At 60.9% G+C, this 21,520-nt stretch carries 17 protein-coding genes; 11 read left to right on the top strand and 6 right to left on the bottom strand.

The window, feature by feature from the left end; all coding sequences use genetic code 11:
• Positions 1-211 precede the first annotated feature (211 nt).
• From ACB042_RS07855 to ligA, 3 genes are all read left to right on the top strand, one after another.
• Positions 212-3,586, top strand: coding sequence for an AAA family ATPase (locus ACB042_RS07855; RefSeq protein WP_371178196.1), 3,375 nt, complete (start codon positions 212-214; stop codon positions 3,584-3,586).
• 15 nt (positions 3,587-3,601) lie between these two features.
• On the top strand, positions 3,602-4,771 hold the full coding sequence (gene zipA / locus ACB042_RS07850; protein ID WP_040066671.1) for a cell division protein ZipA: 1,170 nt from the start codon (positions 3,602-3,604) through the stop codon (positions 4,769-4,771).
• 99 nt (positions 4,772-4,870) lie between these two features.
• Entirely contained in the window at positions 4,871-6,877 is a 2,007-nt protein-coding gene (gene ligA, locus ACB042_RS07845; RefSeq protein WP_371178195.1) for an NAD-dependent DNA ligase LigA, read from the top strand.
• 81 nt (positions 6,878-6,958) lie between these two features.
• Here the strand turns inward: ligA and ACB042_RS07840 are convergent, their stop codons facing one another.
• On the bottom strand, positions 6,959-7,933 hold the full coding sequence (locus tag ACB042_RS07840; RefSeq protein ID WP_005338444.1) for an ABC transporter substrate-binding protein: 975 nt from the start codon (positions 7,931-7,933) through the stop codon (positions 6,959-6,961).
• A 444-nt stretch (positions 7,934-8,377) separates the two neighbouring features.
• Between ACB042_RS07840 and nrdD the strand changes: the two genes are divergently transcribed.
• From nrdD to ACB042_RS07820, 4 genes are all read left to right on the top strand, one after another.
• A complete protein-coding gene (nrdD, locus tag ACB042_RS07835; protein ID WP_021229151.1) occupies positions 8,378-10,495 on the top strand; it encodes an anaerobic ribonucleoside-triphosphate reductase in 2,118 nt (705 codons plus the stop codon).
• Positions 10,496-10,595: 100 nt separating this feature from the next.
• Complete coding sequence (gene nrdG, locus ACB042_RS07830) at positions 10,596-11,105, top strand: anaerobic ribonucleoside-triphosphate reductase-activating protein (protein WP_043818898.1); 510 nt, start codon at positions 10,596-10,598, stop codon at positions 11,103-11,105.
• A 64-nt stretch (positions 11,106-11,169) separates the two neighbouring features.
• Positions 11,170-11,340 carry a YqaE/Pmp3 family membrane protein gene (locus ACB042_RS07825; RefSeq protein WP_236381442.1) on the top strand — a complete coding sequence of 57 codons (171 nt, stop codon included), beginning with the start codon at positions 11,170-11,172 and terminating at the stop codon, positions 11,338-11,340.
• A gap of 176 nt (positions 11,341-11,516) precedes the next feature.
• Complete coding sequence (locus tag ACB042_RS07820) at positions 11,517-11,909, top strand: TonB family protein (RefSeq protein ID WP_005358848.1); 393 nt, start codon at positions 11,517-11,519, stop codon at positions 11,907-11,909.
• Between the two features lie 56 nt (positions 11,910-11,965).
• Here ACB042_RS07820 and ACB042_RS07815 read toward each other — a convergent pair whose 3' ends face one another.
• The 5 genes from ACB042_RS07815 to ACB042_RS07795 form a co-directional block, all read right to left on the bottom strand.
• Entirely contained in the window at positions 11,966-12,322 is a 357-nt protein-coding gene (locus ACB042_RS07815; RefSeq protein ID WP_267529625.1) for an MliC family protein, read from the bottom strand.
• Between the two features lie 142 nt (positions 12,323-12,464).
• A complete protein-coding gene (locus ACB042_RS07810) occupies positions 12,465-13,229 on the bottom strand; it encodes a substrate-binding periplasmic protein (RefSeq protein ID WP_371178194.1) in 765 nt (254 codons plus the stop codon).
• Between the two features lie 172 nt (positions 13,230-13,401).
• Positions 13,402-14,499, bottom strand: a complete 1,098-nt coding sequence (locus tag ACB042_RS07805; protein WP_216958824.1) for a DUF2955 domain-containing protein — start codon at positions 14,497-14,499, stop codon at positions 13,402-13,404.
• Entirely contained in the window at positions 14,489-15,544 is a 1,056-nt protein-coding gene (locus tag ACB042_RS07800; RefSeq protein ID WP_371178193.1) for an HlyD family secretion protein, read from the bottom strand. Before ACB042_RS07800 ends, ACB042_RS07805 begins: the two co-directional genes overlap by 11 nt.
• A 1-nt stretch (position 15,545) precedes the next feature.
• Entirely contained in the window at positions 15,546-16,058 is a 513-nt protein-coding gene (locus ACB042_RS07795; RefSeq protein ID WP_371178192.1) for a MarR family transcriptional regulator, read from the bottom strand.
• Between the two features lie 298 nt (positions 16,059-16,356).
• On the opposite strand from ACB042_RS07795, the gene ACB042_RS07790 reads away from it, so the two are divergent.
• The 4 genes from ACB042_RS07790 to ACB042_RS07775 all read left to right on the top strand — a co-directional run bounded on the left by ACB042_RS07790 (position 16,357) and on the right by ACB042_RS07775 (position 21,520).
• Positions 16,357-16,527, top strand: coding sequence for a hypothetical protein (locus tag ACB042_RS07790; RefSeq protein ID WP_162838752.1), 171 nt, complete (start codon positions 16,357-16,359; stop codon positions 16,525-16,527).
• Positions 16,528-17,043: 516 nt separating this feature from the next.
• Positions 17,044-18,360, top strand: coding sequence for a 2-hydroxycarboxylate transporter family protein (locus ACB042_RS07785; RefSeq protein WP_371178191.1), 1,317 nt, complete (start codon positions 17,044-17,046; stop codon positions 18,358-18,360).
• Between the two features lie 23 nt (positions 18,361-18,383).
• Complete coding sequence (locus tag ACB042_RS07780) at positions 18,384-19,934, top strand: NAD-dependent malic enzyme (protein WP_371178190.1); 1,551 nt, start codon at positions 18,384-18,386, stop codon at positions 19,932-19,934.
• Positions 19,935-19,951: 17 nt separating this feature from the next.
• Positions 19,952-21,520 (top strand): sensor histidine kinase, encoded by a 1,569-nt coding sequence (locus tag ACB042_RS07775; protein WP_069526286.1) that lies wholly within the window; start codon positions 19,952-19,954, stop codon positions 21,518-21,520.

The following is a 21,520-nucleotide window of genomic DNA, read 5'->3' as shown; positions in this document are numbered from 1 at the left end:
GAGCTCCATCTATGCATGGGAGAACTGCCAGCATATTACAAACAAGCCTTTGATTTGGTAAAGTCGCCGACTATTCCTTATTTCGTGCCGTGGCGACCAAAAATCGGGCATGAATGGGGATGATGCCTGCATATTACAAACAAAGCCGGGTCTGGATTTGGTAAAGTCACCTGCCCGCATCCTCTTTATTTAGCCACTGATACAGGTCGCCATGCGTCTGAAACTGATCAAACTCGCCGGCTTCAAGTCGTTCGTCGAGCCGACCCGCATCGAACTGTCGGCAGACATGACCGCCGTGGTGGGCCCTAACGGCTGTGGCAAATCCAACGTCATCGACGCGGTGCGCTGGGTGCTGGGGGAGAGCTCCGCCCGTCATCTGCGCGGCGAGAACATGACCGATGTCATCTTCAACGGCTCTATCAATCGCAGTGCGCACGGGCGCGCCTCGGTCGAGCTGGTGTTCGACAATCCCCACAACCGGGTGCCCGGCGAGTTTGGCCGCTTTACCGAGATCTCGGTGCGCCGCGAAGTGCTGCGCGACGGCTCCAACCACTATCAGATCAACGGCCAGAAGTGCCGCCGAAAGGATGTGACCGACCTCTTCCTCGGCACCGGTCTTGGCCCCCGCAGTTACGCCATCATCGAGCAGGGCACCGTCAGCCGACTGGTGGAGTCGCGTCCGGCCGATCTCAAGCTCTTTATGGAAGAGGCCGCCGGGGTTTCCCGCTACAAGGAGCGGCGCCGCGAGACCGAGCAGCGCATTCGCCACACTCAGGAGAACCTGGAGCGCCTCGGCGATATTCGCGGCGAGCTGGGTTCGCGCCTTGAGCACCTCAAAGCCCAGGCTGAGACAGCCGAGCGCTACAAACAGCTCAAGAGTCGTTCGCGCGCTGCTCGTGCCGAGTTGATTGGCTCCGAGTTGTGGGCGCTGGAGACGCGCCTTGGCGAGGCCAAAACCGAACTGGCGCAGGCCGAGCAGGCGCTGGCGGCGCTCGATGCCAAGCGCACCGTCGATGAGGGGCGCCACGTCACCCTGTCGGTCGCCAGACAAGAGGCGCAAGCCGAGCAGGCGAGCCGTCAACAACAGATTTTTCTCGGCGGGCAGGCTATCGCCCGTCTCGAGCAACAGCAACTGCACCAGAGTGAACTGGGGCGCGATTGGCAAGCCCGTGCAGAGGCGCTGGGCGAGCGGATCGCCACTCGCAAGGCGCAGCTGGCCAGCCAGCAGGATCAACTGACCGAAGGGGTATTGCGCGCCGAGCAGGAGAGCGCCCGGCTGGAGCAGTGTGAGCAGTTGCTCACCGAGCAGCAGGAGGGTCGCCAGCAGGCCAGCGAGCAGCTGGAACAGGCTCGCTTGCGCCAGCAGCAGTGGCAGCAACAGTTGGCCGGGTTGCAGGGGCAGCTCAACCAGACCCGTACCCGGTTGGGTGGTTTGCAGGAGTTGCAAGCCAAGACCCGGCTGGCCCGCCTCAAACTGGAAGATGAACGCGCAGGCCCTCTCGGTACAGAGGCCGACGATCTGCAACCGGCCCTCGATGCCCTGAGTGGTGAGCTGGAGCTGACGAGGGCGGCCAATGGTGAGCTGACCGAGCAGCTGGTGCAGGCGGTCGACGCCCATGAACAACTCAAGCAGCAGCATGGCCAGCAGTTGAGCCTGCAGCGGGAGCTGGAGGCGCGGCTGGCGACCCTGGATCAGATCCTCGGCGAGCAGATGGAGGGTGCAACCCTGGCCGACCGGTTGCTGGTTGCCCCCGAGTGGGCACCGGCACTCGACAAGGTGCTGGGGCGCTGGCTCACCGCAACGCCGGCGGACGAGTGCAATCTGGCGCAAGAGGGGCTCTGGATTGGCCCGGCGCAACCGGCGGTTGCCGGTACGCTGGCGGCGCAACTGGGTGGTGAGCATATTCCTGCCTTCCTCAACGCCATCTGGTTGGTGGAGAGCCGGGAGGCCGCATTGGCCCGCCAGCCAAGCCTAGCGGCCGGTGAGTCGGTACTGACTCCTGCTGGCGACTGGCTGGGGCCAAACTGGGCAGATCTGGGGCAGGGCGCGGCGCTCGGCACCATGGCGCTGCTCGGTGAGCGTGAGCGGTTGCATACCGAGCAGGAGAGGGTTGCCGAGGGGTTGGCACAGCTGAGTGAGCAACTTGTGGCTGCCGATGCCCGGCGCGCCCAGCTTGCCAGCGCGCAGGAGTTGTCGCAGCGAACCTTGCGCGAACAAGAGCAGAAATGGCAACAACTGCGCGAAGCCTGGAGCCTGCAACAGGGTCAGCGGCAGGAGCGGTTGCAGCGGCTCGGTCAGCTCGGCGAAGAGCTGATCCGGCTCGATCAGGAGCAGGCCGAAGAGGCAGAGCGACTGGCCAGCGCCCGTGAACAACTGGAACTCGATGAGGCGCGCCTTGCCGAGTTGCAGGAGCTGGGGGAGCCGCTGACACAAGGGTTGCAGCTCGCTCAGGAGCTGCTGACCCGCTGCGAGCGGGCGGTCGACGAGGCCCGTGTGCGCCGCGAGCAGCAACAAGCGGCCTGCCAGCGTTTGCAACTGGAGTTGGGCAATCTGCGCCAACTCATTACCCTGGGCGAAGAGGAGTTGGCGAGGCTCGGGCTGGAGCTGGCCGGGCTGAAAGGGCCGGATAGCGAGGCAGTGCCGGATCTGGCGCCCCTGCTGGCCGAGCAGCGTAATCTGGAGGCGCAGCAGCTCGCCTGCCATCAACGGCTTGCGGAGCTGGAGCGCCAGCTCGGTGAGCTGGAGCAGGCCAGAAGTGCCGATCACAAGCAGCTGGTGACGTTGCAGGAGAAGCTGGCAACTCTGCGCCTTGAGCGCGAACGCAACCTCACCCGTCGACAGGGGCTGCATGAGCAGTTCGAAGAGCTTGGGGTGAGGCTGGTGGATCTCGATCAGGCGGTGCTGATCGCCGCAGATCGCGGCAAGCTGCGGCAGGAGATCCAGACCCTGGAGGCGCAAGTGGAAGCGCTTGGCGCCATCAACCTGGCGGCGCTGGAGGAGTATGAAGAGGCGAAAACCCGGGCAACCTATCTCGAAAATCAGTGTCAGGATCTCGAGCAAGCACTGGAAACCTTGAGCCAAGCCATTAAAAGAATTGATAAAGAGACACAAATACGGTTCCGGGACACTTTCGATAAGGTCAACGAAGATTTAAAATCCCTGTTTCCAAAAGTGTTCGGTGGGGGCAGTGCCTGGCTTGAGCTCACCTCCGATGATCTTTTGGAGGCCGGAGTGAGCATCATGGCGAGACCTCCGGGTAAGAAGAATGCTACCATTGCCCTGCTTTCCGGGGGGGAGAAGGCGTTAACCGCGCTTGCGCTGGTTTTTGCCATCTTCAGACTCAACCCAGCACCTTTTTGTCTGCTGGATGAGGTGGATGCACCGCTCGATGAAGTGAACGTCGGTCGCTTCTGTTCTCTTGTCAAAGAGATGTCGAGCACAGTACAGTTCGTTTACATCAGTCATAATAAGGTCTCCATGGAGATGGCTGAGCAGCTGGTTGGCGTCACGATGCAAGAGCCCGGGGTTTCTCGCATTGTGTCGGTCGATATCGGTGAAGCCGTCGCTTTGGCTGAGCAAAACTAGAAAGAGAAGCAGCTAATGCAGGAATTGCGTTACATCTTGGTTGCCCTGGGCGGTATTGCTATTGCGGCATTGCTCATTCACGGGTTGTGGAGCAACAAAAAGAATCGTCAGGCACCGATCAAAGAGAAACCGATTGGACGGATGGACTCCAAGTCGCGGGATCGTGATAATGACGCCTTCGACAGCGATGGCATCGGCCAGGTACGCGTGGTCAGTGGTGGCCGTCGTGCCGAGCCCAAGCTGCGCAGTGAAGAGAGCCGCCAGCCGGAACTCGGTCGTCGCCCTGCCGTCCCCGCCTTTGATGATGAAGATGACGAGGACGATCTGCCGCCGCCCGTAGTGCGCAAGCCTGCTGCCCGCCCGGTTCCGCCGCCTCCTGTCTATGAAGAGGAGGAAGCGTTCGACGAACCGCTGCCCGAGGAGATCGACGAGGCGCCCGCCGCGCCGGTGCGCAAACCTGCTCAGGTCAATCGTCGTACCCCGGTCTACCGTTCCCGTCCCCAGCGCGAGCCCATGATGCAGTCGCTGGACGACGAGCCGCTGGTCGAGCCCGCTTACGCGACCGCCCCGACTTTTGGTGCCCGTGCAGAGACAGTCCGTACCGCTGACACCGTTCGTGCCGAACCGGTGCGTGCTCCCGAGCCGGAATATCAGCCGCAGCCCCGTCATGTGGCTCCCGAGCCTGTTTATGAAGAGCCAGCCTATGTGGCGCCTGCACCTGTGGTGGAAGAGCCGCGCATGGCGCCCCAGCCGGTCGAGAAGATCTGGCAGGATGTCTATGTCATCAACCTGATGGGCCGTCCGGGTCACGACTTGCAAGGTGCGACCCTGCTCTCATCCCTGATGGCGCTGGGCTTCAAGTTTGGCGAGATGGATATTTTCCACCGTCACGAAGATCCCAACGGCAAGGGTGAAGTGCTCTTCTCCATGATCAACATGGTCAAGCCGGGTACCTTCAACCCGTACCGGATGGAGCAGTTCACCACGCCGGGTGTCTCCCTGTTCATGCAACTGCCGCTGCGCAGCAATGCCGCGTTTGCCTTCGAGGATATGCTGCAGGCTGCCGATCAGCTGGCCAGCGATCTCGATGCCATGCTGACCGATATGGATCGCAGCCCGCTGAGCGACGAGACCATTGCCCGTTACCGTCACGAGCTGGCTGCCTACGAGGCCAGTCGCGACTAATACGCCATGCGGGTCGAGTGAAGAAAAAGTGCGGTACCCAGGTACCGCATTTTTGTTTCTACCCCGGCCGTATGTTCAATCACACTTCGAGACTTTTTCATGAGCGACACCCTCTCCCGCCACCGTCAATTGTGTGAACTGCTTACCGAATATGGTCATCAGTACTATGTGCTGGATAACCCCACAGTGCCGGATGCCGAATACGATCGCCTGATGCGCGAACTGATTGCGCTGGAGGCCGAGCATCCCGAGCTGAAAACACCGGCGTCACCCAGCGTGCGGGTCGGCGGTCAGCCGCTGACGGCCTTCAAACAGGTGCGCCACGAGATCCCCATGCTGAGTCTGGACAACGTCTTTAGCAGCGAAGAGTTGCAGGCGTTCGAACAACGGATGAGCGATCGCCTCAAGCGTGACGTGCGTTTCACCTTCTGCTGCGAGCCCAAGCTCGATGGTCTGGCTGTGAGCCTGCTCTATGTAAATGGTCAGCTGGTGCAGGCGGCCACCCGGGGCGATGGCGCCACCGGTGAGGAGATCACCGAGAACGTGCGCACCATCAAGGCCATTCCGCTCGCGCTGCGTGGCACTGGCTGGCCAGAGCGGCTCGAGGTGCGTGGCGAAGTCTTTATGCCCAAGGCCGGTTTCGAGGCGATGAACGCCAAGGCGCTGGCAGCGGGCGAGAAGGTGTTCGTCAACCCGCGCAACGCCGCCGCCGGCAGCCTGCGTCAACTCGATTCACGCATCACCGCCAGCCGCCCCCTGAGCTTTTACGCTTACGGTGTCGGTGTTGGCGGCGAGCTGCTCGGTGACTCTCACTTTGGTCGCCTCAATCAGCTCAAGGAGTGGGGGCTGCCGCTTAGTCCCGAGGTGAAGCTCAAAGAGGGGGCCGCCGGTTGTCAGGCGTTCCACGACGACATTCTGGCCCGCCGTGGCGAGCTCCCTTACGAGATCGACGGCGTGGTCTACAAAGTGGATGCCATCCCCCTGCAAGAGGAGCTGGGCTTTGTGGCCCGCGCCCCGCGCTGGGCGACCGCCCACAAGTTCCCGGCGCAGGAAGAGATGACAGAGCTTGAGAACGTCGAGTTTCAGGTCGGCCGCACCGGCGCCGTGACCCCGGTCGCCAAGCTTAAACCTGTGTTTGTCGGCGGCGTGACCGTCTCCAACGCCACTTTGCACAACGCCGACGAGATCGAGCGCCTCGGCGTGATGATTGGCGATACCGTGATCGTGCGCCGGGCAGGGGACGTGATCCCGCAGATCGTGGCCGTGGTAGAGGCACAGCGCCCTGTTGATGCGCGTGAAATTCTCTTCCCGACCGAGTGCCCTGTGTGTGGTTCGGCAGTGGAGCGGTTGGAAGGGGAAGCGGTTGCCCGCTGCTCCGGTGGCCTGTTCTGCGAGGCGCAGCGCAAGGAGGCGATCAAGCACTTCGCTGCCCGTCGTGCCATGGATGTGGATGGCCTTGGCGACAAGATAGTCGAGCAGTTGGTGGACAAGGGACTGGTGAAGACCCCCGCCGATCTCTTCAGCCTCAATGCTATCCAGCTGGCCGGTCTTGAGCGGATGGGGCAAAAATCGGCCCTCAATCTGGTAGCCGCCATCGATGCGGCGCGCAGTACCACCCTGCCGCGCTTCCTGTTTGCCCTGGGGATCCGCGAAGTGGGGGAGGCGACTGCGCTCAACCTTGCCAACCACTTCCTCACCCTGGATGCCCTGCGCGCAGCCTCGGTGGAGCAACTGCTCGACGTGGCCGATGTGGGCGATGTGGTGGCCAAGCATGTCTACTACTTCCTGCGTCAGCCCCACAACGTGGAGGTGTTGGAGGCCTTGCTGGCTGCCGGCATCCACTGGCCGGCCATCGAGAAGAAAGAGGCCGCGGAGCAACCCTTTGCCGGTAAGACCTTCGTGCTGACCGGCACCCTGACCACCTTGTCGCGCAACGACGCCAAGGCGGCGCTGCAGGCGCTTGGGGCCAAGGTGGCGGGTTCGGTATCTGCCAAGACCGATGTGCTGGTCGCGGGGGAAGCGGCCGGTTCCAAGCTGACCAAAGCACAAGAGCTCGGTATCACCATCTGGACCGAAGAGGAGCTGCAACAGGCGTTGCAGGGCTGATAGCCCTCACCAAGCCTGCTAACCGCAGCACCCGATAAAAGAGAACCCGGCATGGCCGGGTTCTCTTTTTTGTTTCGGCGGTTACTCACGCCAGAGGATCTTGTGGCGCCATTTGTCGGGCACGGTGAGCTGCCAGCGGGCCAGCTCGCTCTTGCTGAAGACATATTCGCCGCGCAGGGCTGCGCGGGGGGAGATGGTACGGGGCAGGGTGCCCGCCAGTATGGTGTTGATGAGGCTGGCTGCCTGTATCCCCTGATCGTGGCCGTCCAGCACCAGCCCGCCGATGGCCATCCCCTTGCCGACGGTAAATTCCCAGAAACAGAAGAGCGGCACCGGCGTGTTGGCACTGGTCCACTCCAGCACCGTCTTTTCGCTCACATGCTTGCCATTGTCATCGACCAGCGTGTGGTAGAGGCCGAGGAAGATTGCCTGATAGCCGTTCTTCTTGGCGTTGAGCACCGCCTCCTGCCAGAGGCTGTAATCCCCCATCAGCTGGCTGTTGATCCGGGTCTGACCGACCCGCAGCTCGGTCTGGGTCTTGAATTCATCCTCGATGGCGGTGAGGGCCACATTGCTGGAATCAAACAGCACCAGTGCCTTGTCGAGCCCCCCCATCATCTGGCTTATTTCGCTGATGTTGCGCTTGAGCAGGGGGCGTTCCAGCACGCCGGTGATCTTGGGATGGCCGACAAAGCCCTTAAGGCGCGGATTCTCGTTCATGCCAAGAAATACCACCGGGGTACCCAGCGAGGCGATCTCGTTGGCCAGATAGTTGATGGCGTTGTCATCCCCCAGTACTACCAGATCCGGTTTGCTCTTCAGATAAAAGGCGATAGCTTGCTGGGCGATCTCGTCGAACTTCTCCCGTGGATGGCGTTTGGTATCCATATAGAAGTGGGTGATCTTGTGCTCCCCCTGCAAGCCATCGAGCAGCCCTTTGTTGTAGCTTTGGTCCCACAGGTATTCGGGATGGTAGCTGCTGATCACCAGAATGTTGGCGGCCCAGAGCGGCAGAGAGAGGGTGGATAACAGTAGCAACAGCAGAGAGGTGCGCATGGGTTGTCCCTTGTCGAGGGGGAGAGAGTTCTTGTTCAGTATGGGCGGTTTTGGTTGGCGCTGTCATCTCGAAACCGATGCGGTGGGGGGCGATTTTTTTCGTGTGGGCGGATCGGACGGCAGCCCGCACTCTGCTTGAGGCTGGATTTGAATGGGGCCCATCTTGGTTGGTCGTGAACTGTCCCGCTCGCTGAAAAACCTGTTCTGGATCAAGAAATGAGGCTTCGCTTTAGTGCCTAATAGACACCACATATAGGGACGCATTCGTTTTTAATCCCTATATGTTGTGTTATTAAGCTGTGTATAAGCTGTTCCCCTCCTATCTTCAGCCCAGGCTTGTCAAGCCTCGGCTGAATTTATTTGCGTCCAGGACGAGATGCCGGGAGGGGGGCCCAACAAGGGTGAGCCAGAGGCAAATGCCTGGCCTTTTAACGGGGAAAATCCATGAAACCGGTTGTGATCAAACGTGACGGATGTCGCGCACCATTCAATGCCCAGCTGATTGCAGAGGCGGTCAGCCGTGCGGCGGAAGCGGTCAATCAGGCCAATCCGGCACTCGCCTCCCGCATTGCCAATGCGGTGAGTCAGGAGCTGGAAGGGCGTGGTGAAGTTGATATCCACGAGATCCAGAACCGGGTCGAAAACCACCTGATGGCTTCCGACGACAAGGCCATCGCCCGTGCCTATATCGAATATCGTCACGACAGGGATCAGGCTCGCGAGGCGCGCGGCCGTCTGGCGCAGGAGATCCGCGGTCTGGTCGAGCAGACCAATGCCGCCCTGCTCAACGAGAATGCCAACAAAGACTCCAAAGTGATCCCGACCCAGCGCGACTTGCTGGCCGGTATCGTCGCCAAGCACTATGCCACCAGCCACATGCTGCCCCGTGATGTGGTTCAGGCTCATGAGAGCGGTGATCTGCACTTCCACGATCTCGATTACTCTCCCTTCTTCCCAATGTTCAACTGTATGTTGATCGACCTGAAGGGGATGCTGACCCACGGCTTCAAGATGGGCAATGCGGAGATCGATACTCCGAAATCCATCAGCACCGCTACGGCCGTGACCGCCCAGATCATCGCCCAGGTGGCGAGCCACATCTATGGCGGCACCACCATCAACCGCATCGACGAAGTGCTGGCCCCCTATGTGACCATCAGCTGGCAGAAACACCGTGAAGTGGCCGAAGAGTGGGGCATTGCCGATGTGGAAGCCTACGCCATGGCCCGCACCGAGAAAGAGTGCTACGACGCCTTCCAGTCACTGGAGTACGAAGTCAACACTCTGCACACCGCCAACGGTCAGACGCCGTTTGTCACCTTCGGCTTTGGTCTGGGGGACAGCTGGGAGTCGCGGATGATCCAGCGCGCCATCCTCAGCAACCGTATCGCTGGTCTTGGCAAGAACAAGAAGACCGCTGTGTTCCCGAAACTGGTGTTCGCCATCAAGGATGGCCTCAACCACAAGCAGGGCGATCCCAACTACGACATCAAGCAGCTGGCGCTGGAGTGTGCCTCCAAGCGGATGTATCCGGACATCCTCAACTACGACCAGGTCGTGAAAGTGACCGGCTCCTTCAAGACCCCCATGGGGTGCCGCTCCTTCCTCGGTGCCTACGAGGAGAATGGCGAGCAGATCCACGAAGGTCGCAACAACCTGGGTGTCGTGAGCCTCAACCTGCCGCGCATTGCCCTGAAATCCCGTGACGAAGCGGACTTCTGGGATCGTCTGGATGCATCCCTGCGGGTCGCCAAGAAGGCGCTGATGTACCGCATCACTCGTCTGGACGGGGTGAAAGCACGGGTTGCGCCGATCCTCTATATGGAAGGGGCTTGCGGCGTGCGACTGAAGGCGGACGACAACGTCAGCGAGATCTTCAAGAACGGTCGTGCCTCCATTTCCCTCGGTTATATCGGGGTTCACGAGACCATCAACGCCCTGTTTGGTGACAAGGTGCACCTGTTTGACAGCGCCGAGCTGCAACAGAAGGCCATCGCCATCATCGCCCGTCTCAGGGCAGCCATTGACGAGTGGAAAGAGGAGACTGGCTACGGCTTCAGCCTCTACTCCACCCCGAGCGAGAACCTCTGCACCCGCTTCTGCCGCATCGACGCCAAGGAGTTTGGCGTGGTATCCGGCGTGACAGACAAGGGTTACTACACCAACAGCTTCCACCTCGATGTGGAGAAGCAGGTCAATCCGTACGACAAGCTGGACTTCGAGGCGCCCTATCCGCCCATCGCCAGTGGCGGCTTCATCTGCTACGGCGAATACCCCAACATCCAGCACAACCTGGAAGCGCTCGAAAACGTCTGGGATTACAGCTATGACAAGGTGCCTTACTACGGTACCAACACCCCCATCGACGAGTGCTACGACTGCGGCTTTACCGGCGAATTCGAGTGCACCTCCAAGGGCTTTACCTGCCCGCGCTGCGGCAACCATGACCCCGCCAAGGTGTCGGTGACCCGCCGTGTCTGCGGCTACCTCGGCAGCCCTGATGCACGCCCCTTCAATGCGGGCAAGCAGGAAGAAGTAAAGCGCCGCGTCAAACATATGTAAGCGCACAGGCGATGAAGAGCTGGCCCCTGACTCAAGGGGCCATTTTCATTGGAGGGCGGCAGTTATGCCGCTGTCCCGTGAACGAGGCAGGAAACAAACGATGCACTACCACCAATACTACCCGGTCGATGTGATCAACGGCCCCGGCACCCGTGCCACCCTGTTTGTCTCCGGTTGTGAGCATCAGTGCCCGGGTTGCTACAACCAGAGCACTTGGCGACTCGATGGCGGCAAGCCGTTCGATGAGGCGATGAGCGATCGCATCATTGCGGATCTCAACGACAGCCGCATCAAACGGCGAGGTCTGTCGCTCTCCGGCGGCGATCCGCTCCACCCTGCCAACGTGCCCCACGTGCTGGCGCTGGTGAAACGGGTGCGCGCCGAGTGTCCGGGCAAGGATATCTGGTGCTGGACCGGCTATCTGCTCGGTGAGCTGTCAGAGGCCCAGCGTGAGCTGGTGGCCTTGCTGGATGTGCTGGTGGATGGCAAGTTTGAAAAGGCGTTGGCAGACCCCGGTTTGCTCTGGCGTGGCAGCAGCAATCAGCAGATCCACGATCTCAACGCCTGGCGTGATGCCGGTGAGCGAATTCCCTGTCTGGTTTGCAGTTGAAGCCCGGGATGTTTATGGTTAGCCCATTCCAATCCTGACGACATTCATGAAGAGGAGAGCTTGGATGAACAATCTGCTCAAGATCCTGCTGGCCATTTTCCTGCCCCCTGTGTGCGCGTTTATCCAGGTGGGCCTTAGCCTGCACTTTTTAATCAACATAGTGCTGACCCTGATGGGCGGTCTGCCGGGCATGGTCCATGCGCTCTGGCTGGTGGTGAGCGACAAGCGCGGCTGATACCTTCGGCTGGTTAGTGAGCTCATTGACGATAAAAGGGCCAACCTCTCGGGGTTGGCCCTTTTGTTCATGTTCATACGAATACTTTTTCGTTAGGATGGGTGACTGACCAAGCGGGGCGCGTTGAGCGTCCCGCAGTCCGGCAACAAGCACCGGCAGAGAACAAGGAGCGTTACATGAAGTGGAAAGTTGCAGTATGGTCAGGTCTGGCAGTGACACTGTTGCTGGGGTGCTCATCCCGTCAGGAGGTGGCGCACGAGCGTGCTCCGATCGCTATCCCTCTCGAGCAGTTGTCCAGCTACTGGGTTCAGGAGAAGCAGTGGTCATGGCTTGGCAATGACGAGCCCGCCCTGCCGGCCAAACCGGTCAAGGGGTATGTGGAAGTTCGCTATCAAATCGACGCCAGCGGCACGCCGGTCAAGCCGGAAGTGGTGGCGGCCGAGCCCCCCGGCGAACTGGAACAGAGCGCGCTGGCGACCCTCTCGCGGATCCGCTACAGCCCGGCAGAGGGCAACCCGGATGCCATTCCGGTCGAGGTGACCAACCGCTTCGAGATCGAGATCAATTGATCCCCCACCACTCTGATGCCAGAGAAAGAGAGACCCCGGCCAGGCCGGGGTCACGTTTATTGTTGTTTGCAGTCGTTGTAGGCGGTCTGCCACTCGCCATCCTGATCCCGCAGCTCGACAAAGCCCTCATCCCCCTTGTTCCACCAGACGGCCTCATGTTCGTCCGTATAGCGGGCGCCGGAGGCCGAAATGGCTTGGGGCAGGGTGTAATCCTTGCCGTCCGGCAGTGACAGCTTGATAAAGTTGAGGCTCTTGTCGGAGAGAGAGAAGTAGCGCACCTGCACCTTCTTGCCCTGCTCGCACTGGTAACTGACCGGTTCGCCACCAGTGACTGAGAGGGTATTGCCCTGATTGCAGCCAGCGAGCAGGCCGAGGGCCAGCGCACCAGCGGCCATCATATGTACCTTATTCATGATTACAGCTCCATTGGTGTCATACGGGCGTGAGCCTAACAGGTTGCTGTTATTGTGCAATCAGCGGGGCCATTCGGTGCGTCGCTGGCTGTCCGGCATATCGCGTGAGTATGAGGGGGCGCTATCAGGAAGGCATCGTCAATCAGTAGAGGCCAAGTCTGGTTTCAAACTGGCGGATCAGCGTCTCATAGATACCGTTGTTTTTGATCTTCTGCAGCCCCTGCTCGAACTGTTTGGCCAGCGCTTCCCCTTGCGGGTGGTGGCGGGAGAAGGCGAGCCAGAAGCCATCAGTGGAGAGCTTGCCAACCTTGACCACCTTGCCGGTCAGCTGCTTCTGCTGGATCTTGAGGTAGCCCGGCATGCCGTTCATCAGGATGTAGTCGACCCGGCCGCGCACCAGCATCTCGAGGATCTGGGCATCGGACTTGGCCTGAAAGCGGGTGATCCTGGGGTTCTCCATAAAATCAGTGGGGTAGGTGTAGCCGAGGGTGATGCCCACCCGCTTGCCCTCCAGCGAGGTGAGCTTGAGATCCCGTTGCGGCTCGCTGGCGAGGGCGAAGATGGCAAGATCCTCCTCGAACATGGGGGTATCGTGCCAGTGGTACTGGTAGCGGTTCTCTTCGGTGATAGTGGCGTTGAAGCACCCCGCAAGTTTGCCGCTTTTCGCATCGTGCATGCAGCGGGCGAAGGGGAGGGTGCGAAAGACAATCTCGATCCCTTCGGCGGCGAACACCGCCTTGACCAGCTCAGGCGCCAGTCCGTGGGGCTGGTCATCCTCATTGTCCTTGTCGCGCTCGCAGTAGGGGGCCCAGTCATCTTCGGCACCAATGACAAGCGGGGTGGCCCCGAGCGGGCTGGTAGCCAACAGTACCAGACAAACCAGCCATTTTTTTAACAACGCGACCATAGGTACACCTCATCGACAGCAGCCTTACAAGCATAGCCACACTTCTGCGCTGACTTGTAGTGGCAGGAGTATTGGTGAGGGAAGTCAACGAGCGAGAGAAAAAACGCCCCGGCAGGCGACGGGGCGAAAGAGAGCTCATCCATGGGCTGACAACAGTGCTTACAACAGGAAATCAATAACCGAAGCGGGTCGCCTCGAAGCGGTTGAGCAACCGGTGGACGAGGTAGCAGGCCAGCAGGGTGACCACGATGGCAAACAGGATGCTGCTCACCCGGTAGAGGGCGCTGAACACCAGATCGTTGCCCGGAGTGAGGTATTGGCCAAACAGGATGCCGAGGGTGGTGAGGGCGCCAAAGCCGACCCCGGAGCCACCAGCCTCCTTGACGTGGGCATGGCTGAACAACATGGCGCCGAGCCACAGCAGCGGGGCGACCAGCAGCAGTTGCCCTGACCAGTCATAGAGCAGCAGTTGGCCGAGCAAGCCGAAGGTGACCCCCAGCAAGGTGCCCATCGCCCGTTTGCGGGCATAACTCAGTGCACCGTTCCAGTGCATGGGGAACAGCACCAGCAAGGTCGTGGCCTGGGCAGACATGGAGTCGCGCAGGTCAAACACCTGAAATACCAGAAACGACAGGGTGGCCACCGTGGCCCCCAGCAGGGCTTCATGGCGCATCCGGTGCGGCGCCTTGGGGGCCGAGGCGGGCTTGGGTCTGGCCTCCACATCCGGGATCAGCATGGTCATCAGGTAAGCGATCAGCACCGACAGCACGCTCGCCCAGATATTGTTGAGGATCAGGTCGTTGAGGTCGGTCTGCGGATAGCTGGCAAAGTGCAGCATGATGCTGAGGCTCAGCACCCCGTTGGCCCCGAACAGAAACAGGCTGCCCCGCGACATGGCGGCGAAACGGTAGAGAAACAGCAGAAAGGCGATAGGGGTCATCAGCGCCGGATGGCTGCCAAACAGCCCCCCCAGCAGCCCGACCTCCACACCACAGACCACCGCCGCCGCGATCAGCTGGCGTGCGGCATGGCCATTCATCACCGGCACCATCCCCAGCAGCAGCACCGGTGTGACCGTATAGAAGACCCCGTAATTCCAGCCAAACAGCTTGCAGAGCAAAAAGCCCGTGGTGCAGCCAAAGGCGATGCGCAGGCACTGGCGCAGCTCGTTGCCGGTGAGGGGCCGATACCAGAGGTGGGTGGCAGCAACACCGGCGGGGTGTGCTGCGGCGGTATTGGCCGACGGGTGAGTGGCGTGGTTAGTAGACATAATGGAGCAGGCTGAGCAGATGGATCTGGCCCCGTGCCAGCATGGCGGTCAGGGCATTGTCTGGCAGCAGTTGTACCGTGGCCCGAGCCCCGGCTGGCAGATGATCGGGGAGCTGCTCCAGCTCGAGGTGCAGCCGCATCCGCTGGGCATCCCGCACCCAACGATCCGATTCGACCGGCGCTGCCAGCCGACCGTTGGCATCAAACTGACCGGCACTCACCCCGGCATCCAGACTGCTCACCCGGGCAGAATAGATCTGACCCGGCTCGCCATCGAAGGCGACCAGTGCGCGGGTTTGCTCGCCGACATGGCGCAGGCTCTTCTCCCGAAAATCGGCTATGACATCGACCTGTTCCGACACCAGCGCCAGCAGCGGGCTGCCCGCGCTGGCGATACTGCCCGGCTTGAGCTGCAGGTTGGTGATGGTGCCATCCTGATCCGCGTGGACCCGGCTGTAAGAGAGGGCCAGCTGCGCTTGCGCCAGCTTGTTGCGGGCCTGGCGCAGCAACAGATTGTCCTCACCGGTCACGCCACGACTGGCCTTGATCTGGGCCAGTTTGGCCTGACTGGCGCGCAGGTTGGCCTGGGCGCTGCGCAGGGCGCTGTCAGCTTCATCTTTTTGTTGCAGCGAAACCATGTGACGTTGGTAGAGCGCATCTATCCGCTCAGCCTCGCGCCACTTCTGGCTGGCCAGGGTCTCCTTGGCGTTGATCTCGGCAACGGCGGCGGTCAGGGCGGCATCCAGTTCACTGTTCTGCTGCTCTGCCTGCGCCAGCGCAAGGCGGGCCTGCTCCACTGCCAGTTCAAAAGGGGCCGGATCCAGCCTGAACAGCAGCTCCCCCTTCTTGACCTGCTGGTTGTTGTGAACGGCGACCTCGATCACCTTGCCGCTCACCTGGGGGGCCAGCTTGGTGACCACCCGGGTCGCCATCGCCTGAGGGGTGAGGGGCATCAGCAGGTCGGCTATCAGAAAATAGGCAAACAATGTGGCAAAGCCAGCCATGGACCATTTGATCCAGCGGGTAAATTGTTGATCCGGGGTCATCTTATTCTCTCTCTCTGTCGGTCTCGGGAGGGCTTGTATCGCCTCCGGCTTGTCGGTCGTGGTGTTGTTCAATTTTGCTGAGGGCGTTGGCCGAGATCCGCTGCACCGTGGCTTCAAACAGCTGCAGGGTCTGCTCGTCGATGCCCCCCAGCAGCTCCCGGCGGATATTCATGATGCGGTCGGCGATCTGATCGAGCAGGGTCTGGCCAGCCGGGGTCACACAGACGATGCGGGCCCGCTTGTCCTGACTGCAGCAATGGCGCTCAATCAGTCCCTGCTCTTCCAGCTGGCCCAGGGTGCGCATCAGGGAGGGGAGCTCTATCTCGAGGGCGTCGGCCAGGGTCTTCTGGCTGACATGGTTCCCCATGCGGGAGAGTTTCCACAGCGCGGTCCAGCGGGGATGGGTGAGGCCAAGGGGAGCCAACTCCAGGTCGGCGGCAGTACGCCATAGCCGGTGCATCCGCGCTATCTGCTCGGCGAGCGACAGCTCGCGCAACCTTTCCAGATCCGTCATCTTCTCATCCTCAATGTACTTAGCATGCTAACTATCATACTTGTTTAGCAGGCTAAGTAAATAGTGCGATGCTGATCATGTTTCTGGTCGGATCTTTCGCTGGTGCGAGCTGGCAGCATTCGAGACCCTGATATTATTTTCGGGGCTGATCCACTCGAGGCTCTTTTGCCGCTTCGGATATTGCGCCGTGAATGGAGGATATCCGGTGGTTATTTTCATGAAATTTTCAGCTTCAGCGAGCAGCTCTTTTTTTATCCGCTAATATTGATGGGGTTATAAAACAAGGGGGAAACGGGTTGTGGATGGATATGACAGTGGATGTGTGTATCTGGCAATTGAAGCGCTGTTGAGTGATGGAGAATATGGTGCAGAGTCACACCATGGCGTGAATCGGGAAGGCGCAATCAGAAGTACCGATATCAGTCATGATTTTGACCCCGCCAATATTCCATTGCTGTTGGCAGAATAGACCTGACCGTGTGTGATCCTTGTGAGTTCAAGCCAGTGCTCTGGTATTCGCTGGCTTGGCTCATCACTATTTTAATCTCCCCTTTTTGCATCTTTCTCCTCACCCTTTTTCATCGTGCGTGCTTCTTGCACGCCGACTCAAACCCTGATGTGGCACGCCGTGGCTCTCGCGTTATGGCGATGACATTGCCCGCTGATTATCACTCACAGGAGCTGTGGCGATAAATGGTCGCAGAGCTTGTCATCTGGCTCTGTTATTTCCCCGAAGGGGGAGATCATCGCATCGTTATTACTGCTGATCACCCAAATATCCGCCATTATGGTCGCTCGTTTTATCACCCTATTTCCTGACTTGGTCGGGTATCGGATGTCTGGTGTTCTATTGTGCTGCGCACGTTGGAGGCACCATGATGTTTAAGTTTTTAATGTTTTTATATGGCTTTGCAGTCTGGCTAACCGACAGGGGAGAGGGGGATCAATAAAGTAGCGGCCACAATCACACGCAGAGTACATAACAATGAAAAACCTCTCCCCCCTACAAACCACACAAGAAAAGGCCGCCTTTATGGGCGGCCAACAAATTGCCGGTATGCCGCTCTTTATATTTCTGGGGTTGGCGACCTGCGTTCTCTTTTCCGGCTGGAACGGCTCGTTGCCGCTGGGCATGGTCGGTGCGCTGGCACTGATGTTTGTACTGGGCACCCTGCTGACCGAGCTGGGGGAGCGGATCATGCCGATCCGTGAATATCTGGGGGGTGGCACCATCCTCGCCATCTTTGGCGGCGCCGCCCTGTTCGAATACCAGCTGCTGCCGGTGCAGGCGGGGCAGGTCATTACCAACTTCATGAAGGAGGGAGGCTTTCTCAACTTCTTTATCGCCAGTCTGGTGACTGGCTCCGTGTTTGGCATGAGCGGCGCTTTGCTGAAAAATGCCGCCATGCGCTATCTGCCGGTCATTCTTGGCGGCGTAGCGCTGGCATTGCTGAGCGTGGGGCTGGTCGGCTCCCTGATGGGGTATGGCTTCAAGAATGCGGTGCTGCTGATCGGCCTGCCGATCATGGGCGGTGGCATGGGCGCCGGTGCGGTGCCGTTGGTGGAGATCCTCTCCGGCCCGATGCAGATGTCCAGTGCGGATCTCTTGTCGCGCATGGTACCGGCGGTGGTGATCGCCAATACCCTGGCCATTCTGGTGGGCTCCCTGCTGGCGCGGCTCGGTCGCCGTTACCCCTCCCTGACTGGCAACGGCAAGCTGATGGTTAAAGAGAGTAGCCAGAGCATTACCGATGAGCAGGCCGAAGCGCCGACCCTGCAGAGTCTGGGTATGGGGCTTTTTATCAGCTCCAGCATGTTTGTGCTGGGTTCCCTGCTTGGCAACTTTATCCCCATGCACCCCTTCGCCCTGATGATTTTGGCGGTCGCCTTTATCAAGGTGAGCGGCCTGCTGCCGCGCCGTTATGAGCAGGCAGCGGCCGACTGGTATCAGTTTGTGGTGAGCAACCTGACTCCCTCCCTGCTGGTGGGGATCGGCGTCGCCTATACCAGTATTCCCGAGCTGATCAGTGCCTTCTCCGTCAGCTACTTCGTGCTGGTCATGGTCACCGTGATCGGTGGCGCCCTCGGCGCGGCACTGGTGGGCCGGATGATCGGCTTCTATCCCATCGAGGCGGCCATCACCGGCGGGCTCTGTATGGCCAACATGGGCGGCACCGGCGATGTGGCGGTGCTCTCGGCGGCCCAGCGGATGAAGCTGATGCCCTTTGCCCAGATCTCCTCTCGCCTTGGTGGCGCCGTGATGCTTATTTTGGCTACCGCGCTTATCTCCCTGCTCGCCTGATACCGGATTGAGGAACACACAAAATGAACGACATCATGATGGGCACCAGCCTGCCCTATGCCGAGCGCAAGCGTCAGGGCGTGCGGGGGCGTATGCCCCACAAGGAGGAGTCCCTCTCCCAGCAGCGGCGCCGGATCTACCGGTTGGTCAGCGCCATGCAGAGTCCGTTTGACCAGCATCTGCTGCTGCGCCAGCTGCAGGAGGACAATCCTGTACTCTTCTACGATCTGGTGCGTCACCACCTGCCGGAGCTGCTGCCGATCATCTACACCCCGGTGGTGGGGGAGGCGTGTCAGCGCCACAGCGATCTCTATCTGCGCAGCCACGGCCTCTACCTCTCCTGGCATGACAGGGACGATCTCGACGATATTCTCGAGTCGGTGGAGCAGGAGGTGGATGTGATCGTCATCTCCGACGGCGAGCGGGTGCTGGGGCTTGGCGATCTCGGTATCGGCGGTATGGGGATCTGTATCGGCAAGCTGGCGCTCTACTCCGCCGCGGGTGGCATCAACCCGGCGCGTACTCTGCCGCTCTGCGTTGATGTGGGCACCAACAACCCCGAGCTGCTGGAGGATGACTCCTACCTTGGCTGGCAATCCCCGCGCATCGACGGCGAGAGCTACTACCACTTCATGGACAAGGTGGTGGCCGCCATTCGCAAGCGCTGGCCGCAGGTGGTGCTGCAGTTTGAAGACTTTGCCGGCAAGCACGCCGCCAACCTGCTGACCCGTTATCGCGACGAACTCTGCATGTTTAACGACGATATTCAGGGCACGGCGGCAGTGGCTTCTGCCTGCGTGTTGGCTGGGTTGCAACAGGCGGGGACCGCCCTCAGTGATGCCCCGGTGCTGATCGTCGGGGCGGGCTCTGCCGGTTGTGGCATCGCCGCCATGTTGGCCCAGCTGGCGGGGAGTCACGACGGCGTCTGGCTGTTTGATCAGGATGGGGTGGTCTGCAGCGATCGTCCCAATCTGACTCGCGCCCAACAGCCGTTTGCCCGTGCCGTGGAGGAGGGGATCAGTTCGCTGCTGGAGACCATCCGTCAGGTGCGCCCGGCGGTGCTGATCGGGGTGAGCGGTCAGGGCGGCCTCTTTACCTGCGAGGTGCTGCAGGCGATGGGGGCGGTGTGCGATCAGCCGGTGATCCTGCCACTCTCCAACCCGACCCGCAGCGCCGAGGCCACCCCCGAGCAGGTGTGGGCCGCCACAGATGGCCGCGCCTTGCTGGCCACCGGCAGCCCCTTTGTGCCGGTGATGGTGGCAGGGGAGCGGCGGGTGGTATCCCAGTGCAATAACGTCTATGTCTTCCCGGGGATTGGTCTCGGAGCCTGCGCTGTCAAGGCGCGCCGCATCAGCGATGGCATGTTGCTGGCCGCGGTGCGGGCGGTCGGTGCCTATCCGCTGGTGGCGGGCCGGCTGTTGCCCCCCATCGAGCAGGTGGGAGAGGTGGCCCGAGCCGTCGCCAGAGCGGTGGCGCTCTGTGCCCGCGAGGAAGGATTGGCCGATTTTGTCGGCGATCCGGCTCCTTTGATTGACCAGACCTGGTGGCATCCGCACTATTGGGCAGCGTCCTGACGTTTTAAGGTATGTGCATGAAACTTCGCCACCAGTTGGTCACCCTCTCTCTTGGGCTCTCCCTGCTGCTGATCCTCATTCTGGGCAGCCTGCTGGCCCTCTTTATCCGTCATCTGCTGGAGAGCAACTTGCAGGATAAGGGGAGCGATCTGGCACGGGTGATGGCTGCGGATACCCGGGTGGTCGAGGCTCTGCGTCAGGGCAGTGATCCTACCCTGCGCGACTATGTGGAGGCGGTCTGCAACCGCACCGACGCCACCTATATGGTGGTGACCGATGAGCATGGTCGCCGCCTCAGCCACCCCAACCCCGAGCTGGTGGGGCAGAAGTTTCGCGGCGAGGATATCTGGCCCGCGCTGCAGGAGCGGCGCAGCTACTGCTCCAAGGATCGGGGCACCATGGGGCCAGCGATCCGCTGCTTCTCCCCGGTGGTTGGCGGGGATGGGCGCGTCATGGGGGCCGTGGTGGTGGGCTACCTGATGCAGCAGGTGGAGGGCATCTATATGGAGCGGGTGGCCCTGCTCATCTGCGCCATTGTGGCGGTGCTGGGGTGCGGCCTGCTGCTGGCGCTCTGGGTGCAATACCTGCTGCGCAAGACCCTGCTCGATCTGGAGCCGGAGGCGATCGTGCGCCGCTTTACCCTGCAGGATCTGGTGCTGGAGCACATCACCGAAGGGGTCATCGCCCTCGATGGCCGCGGCAATATCAACATGATCAACAGCACCGCCAGCTATCAGCTGCGGCTGCCGGTCACTGGACGCCACGCCCTGCAGGGGCAGTCGCTGGCGGAGCTGGTGCCGCCCCTTGCCCCCTGTCTGGAGCAGGAGGGTGGGGAAGTGAGCTTCACCATTCAGGGGGAGTCCTTTGTCGGTCGCTGGCAGGCGGTGCAGGGCAAGGCGCCGGGGCGGTTGCTGATCTTCAGTCGTCCGGAGGTGGCCGCCAGTCTGGGGGTGCAGGTGACCCACCTGCGCCAGTATGCCGAGATGCTGCGGATGCAGAGCCACGAGTTCGCCAACAAGCTGAGCAGCCTCTCCGGCTTGTTGCAGCTGGGCCATGTGGATCAGGCGGTGGAGCTGATCCAGCAGGAGAACGAAGCGTGCCAGACCATGCTGCAGGAGCTGCTGCGGCTGATCGACAACAAGCCGGTGGCGGGGCTTATTCTCGGCAAGTTCAGCCGGGCTCGCGAGCTGGGGGTGACCCTGGAACTCGATCCCGATTCGGCGCTGGCGGAGTATCCGGCCTCGGTCTCGGCCGATCTCATCACCCTCATTGGCAACCTGCTGGACAACGGCCTGCAGGCGGCCTGGCGCAACCGCCAGCAGCGGCCGCCCCGGGTGCTGCTCTCCCTGTGCGATGTGGGACGGCGGTTGGTGATCGAGGTGGAGGACAGCGGCGAGGGGGTCGACGAGGAGCTGGCCGATCATCTGTTCGATTACGGGGTGAGTCGCCAGAGCGGCGATCACGGGGTGGGTCTGTTCCTGGTCAAGGAGACCGTGGGTCGGCACGAGGGTGTGATAGAATGGCGGCGAACCGCCGAGCAGACCACCCTGTTTGGTATCTACTTGAATAAAAACCAATTAATGTGA

The organism is Aeromonas sp. S13(2024), from assembly GCF_041402405.1.
In the GTDB taxonomy this organism is placed as follows: domain Bacteria; phylum Pseudomonadota; class Gammaproteobacteria; order Enterobacterales; family Aeromonadaceae; genus Aeromonas; species Aeromonas veronii.
The sequence above is the reverse complement of the archived record's forward strand: the minus strand, read 5'-3'. Positions and strand labels throughout refer to the sequence as shown.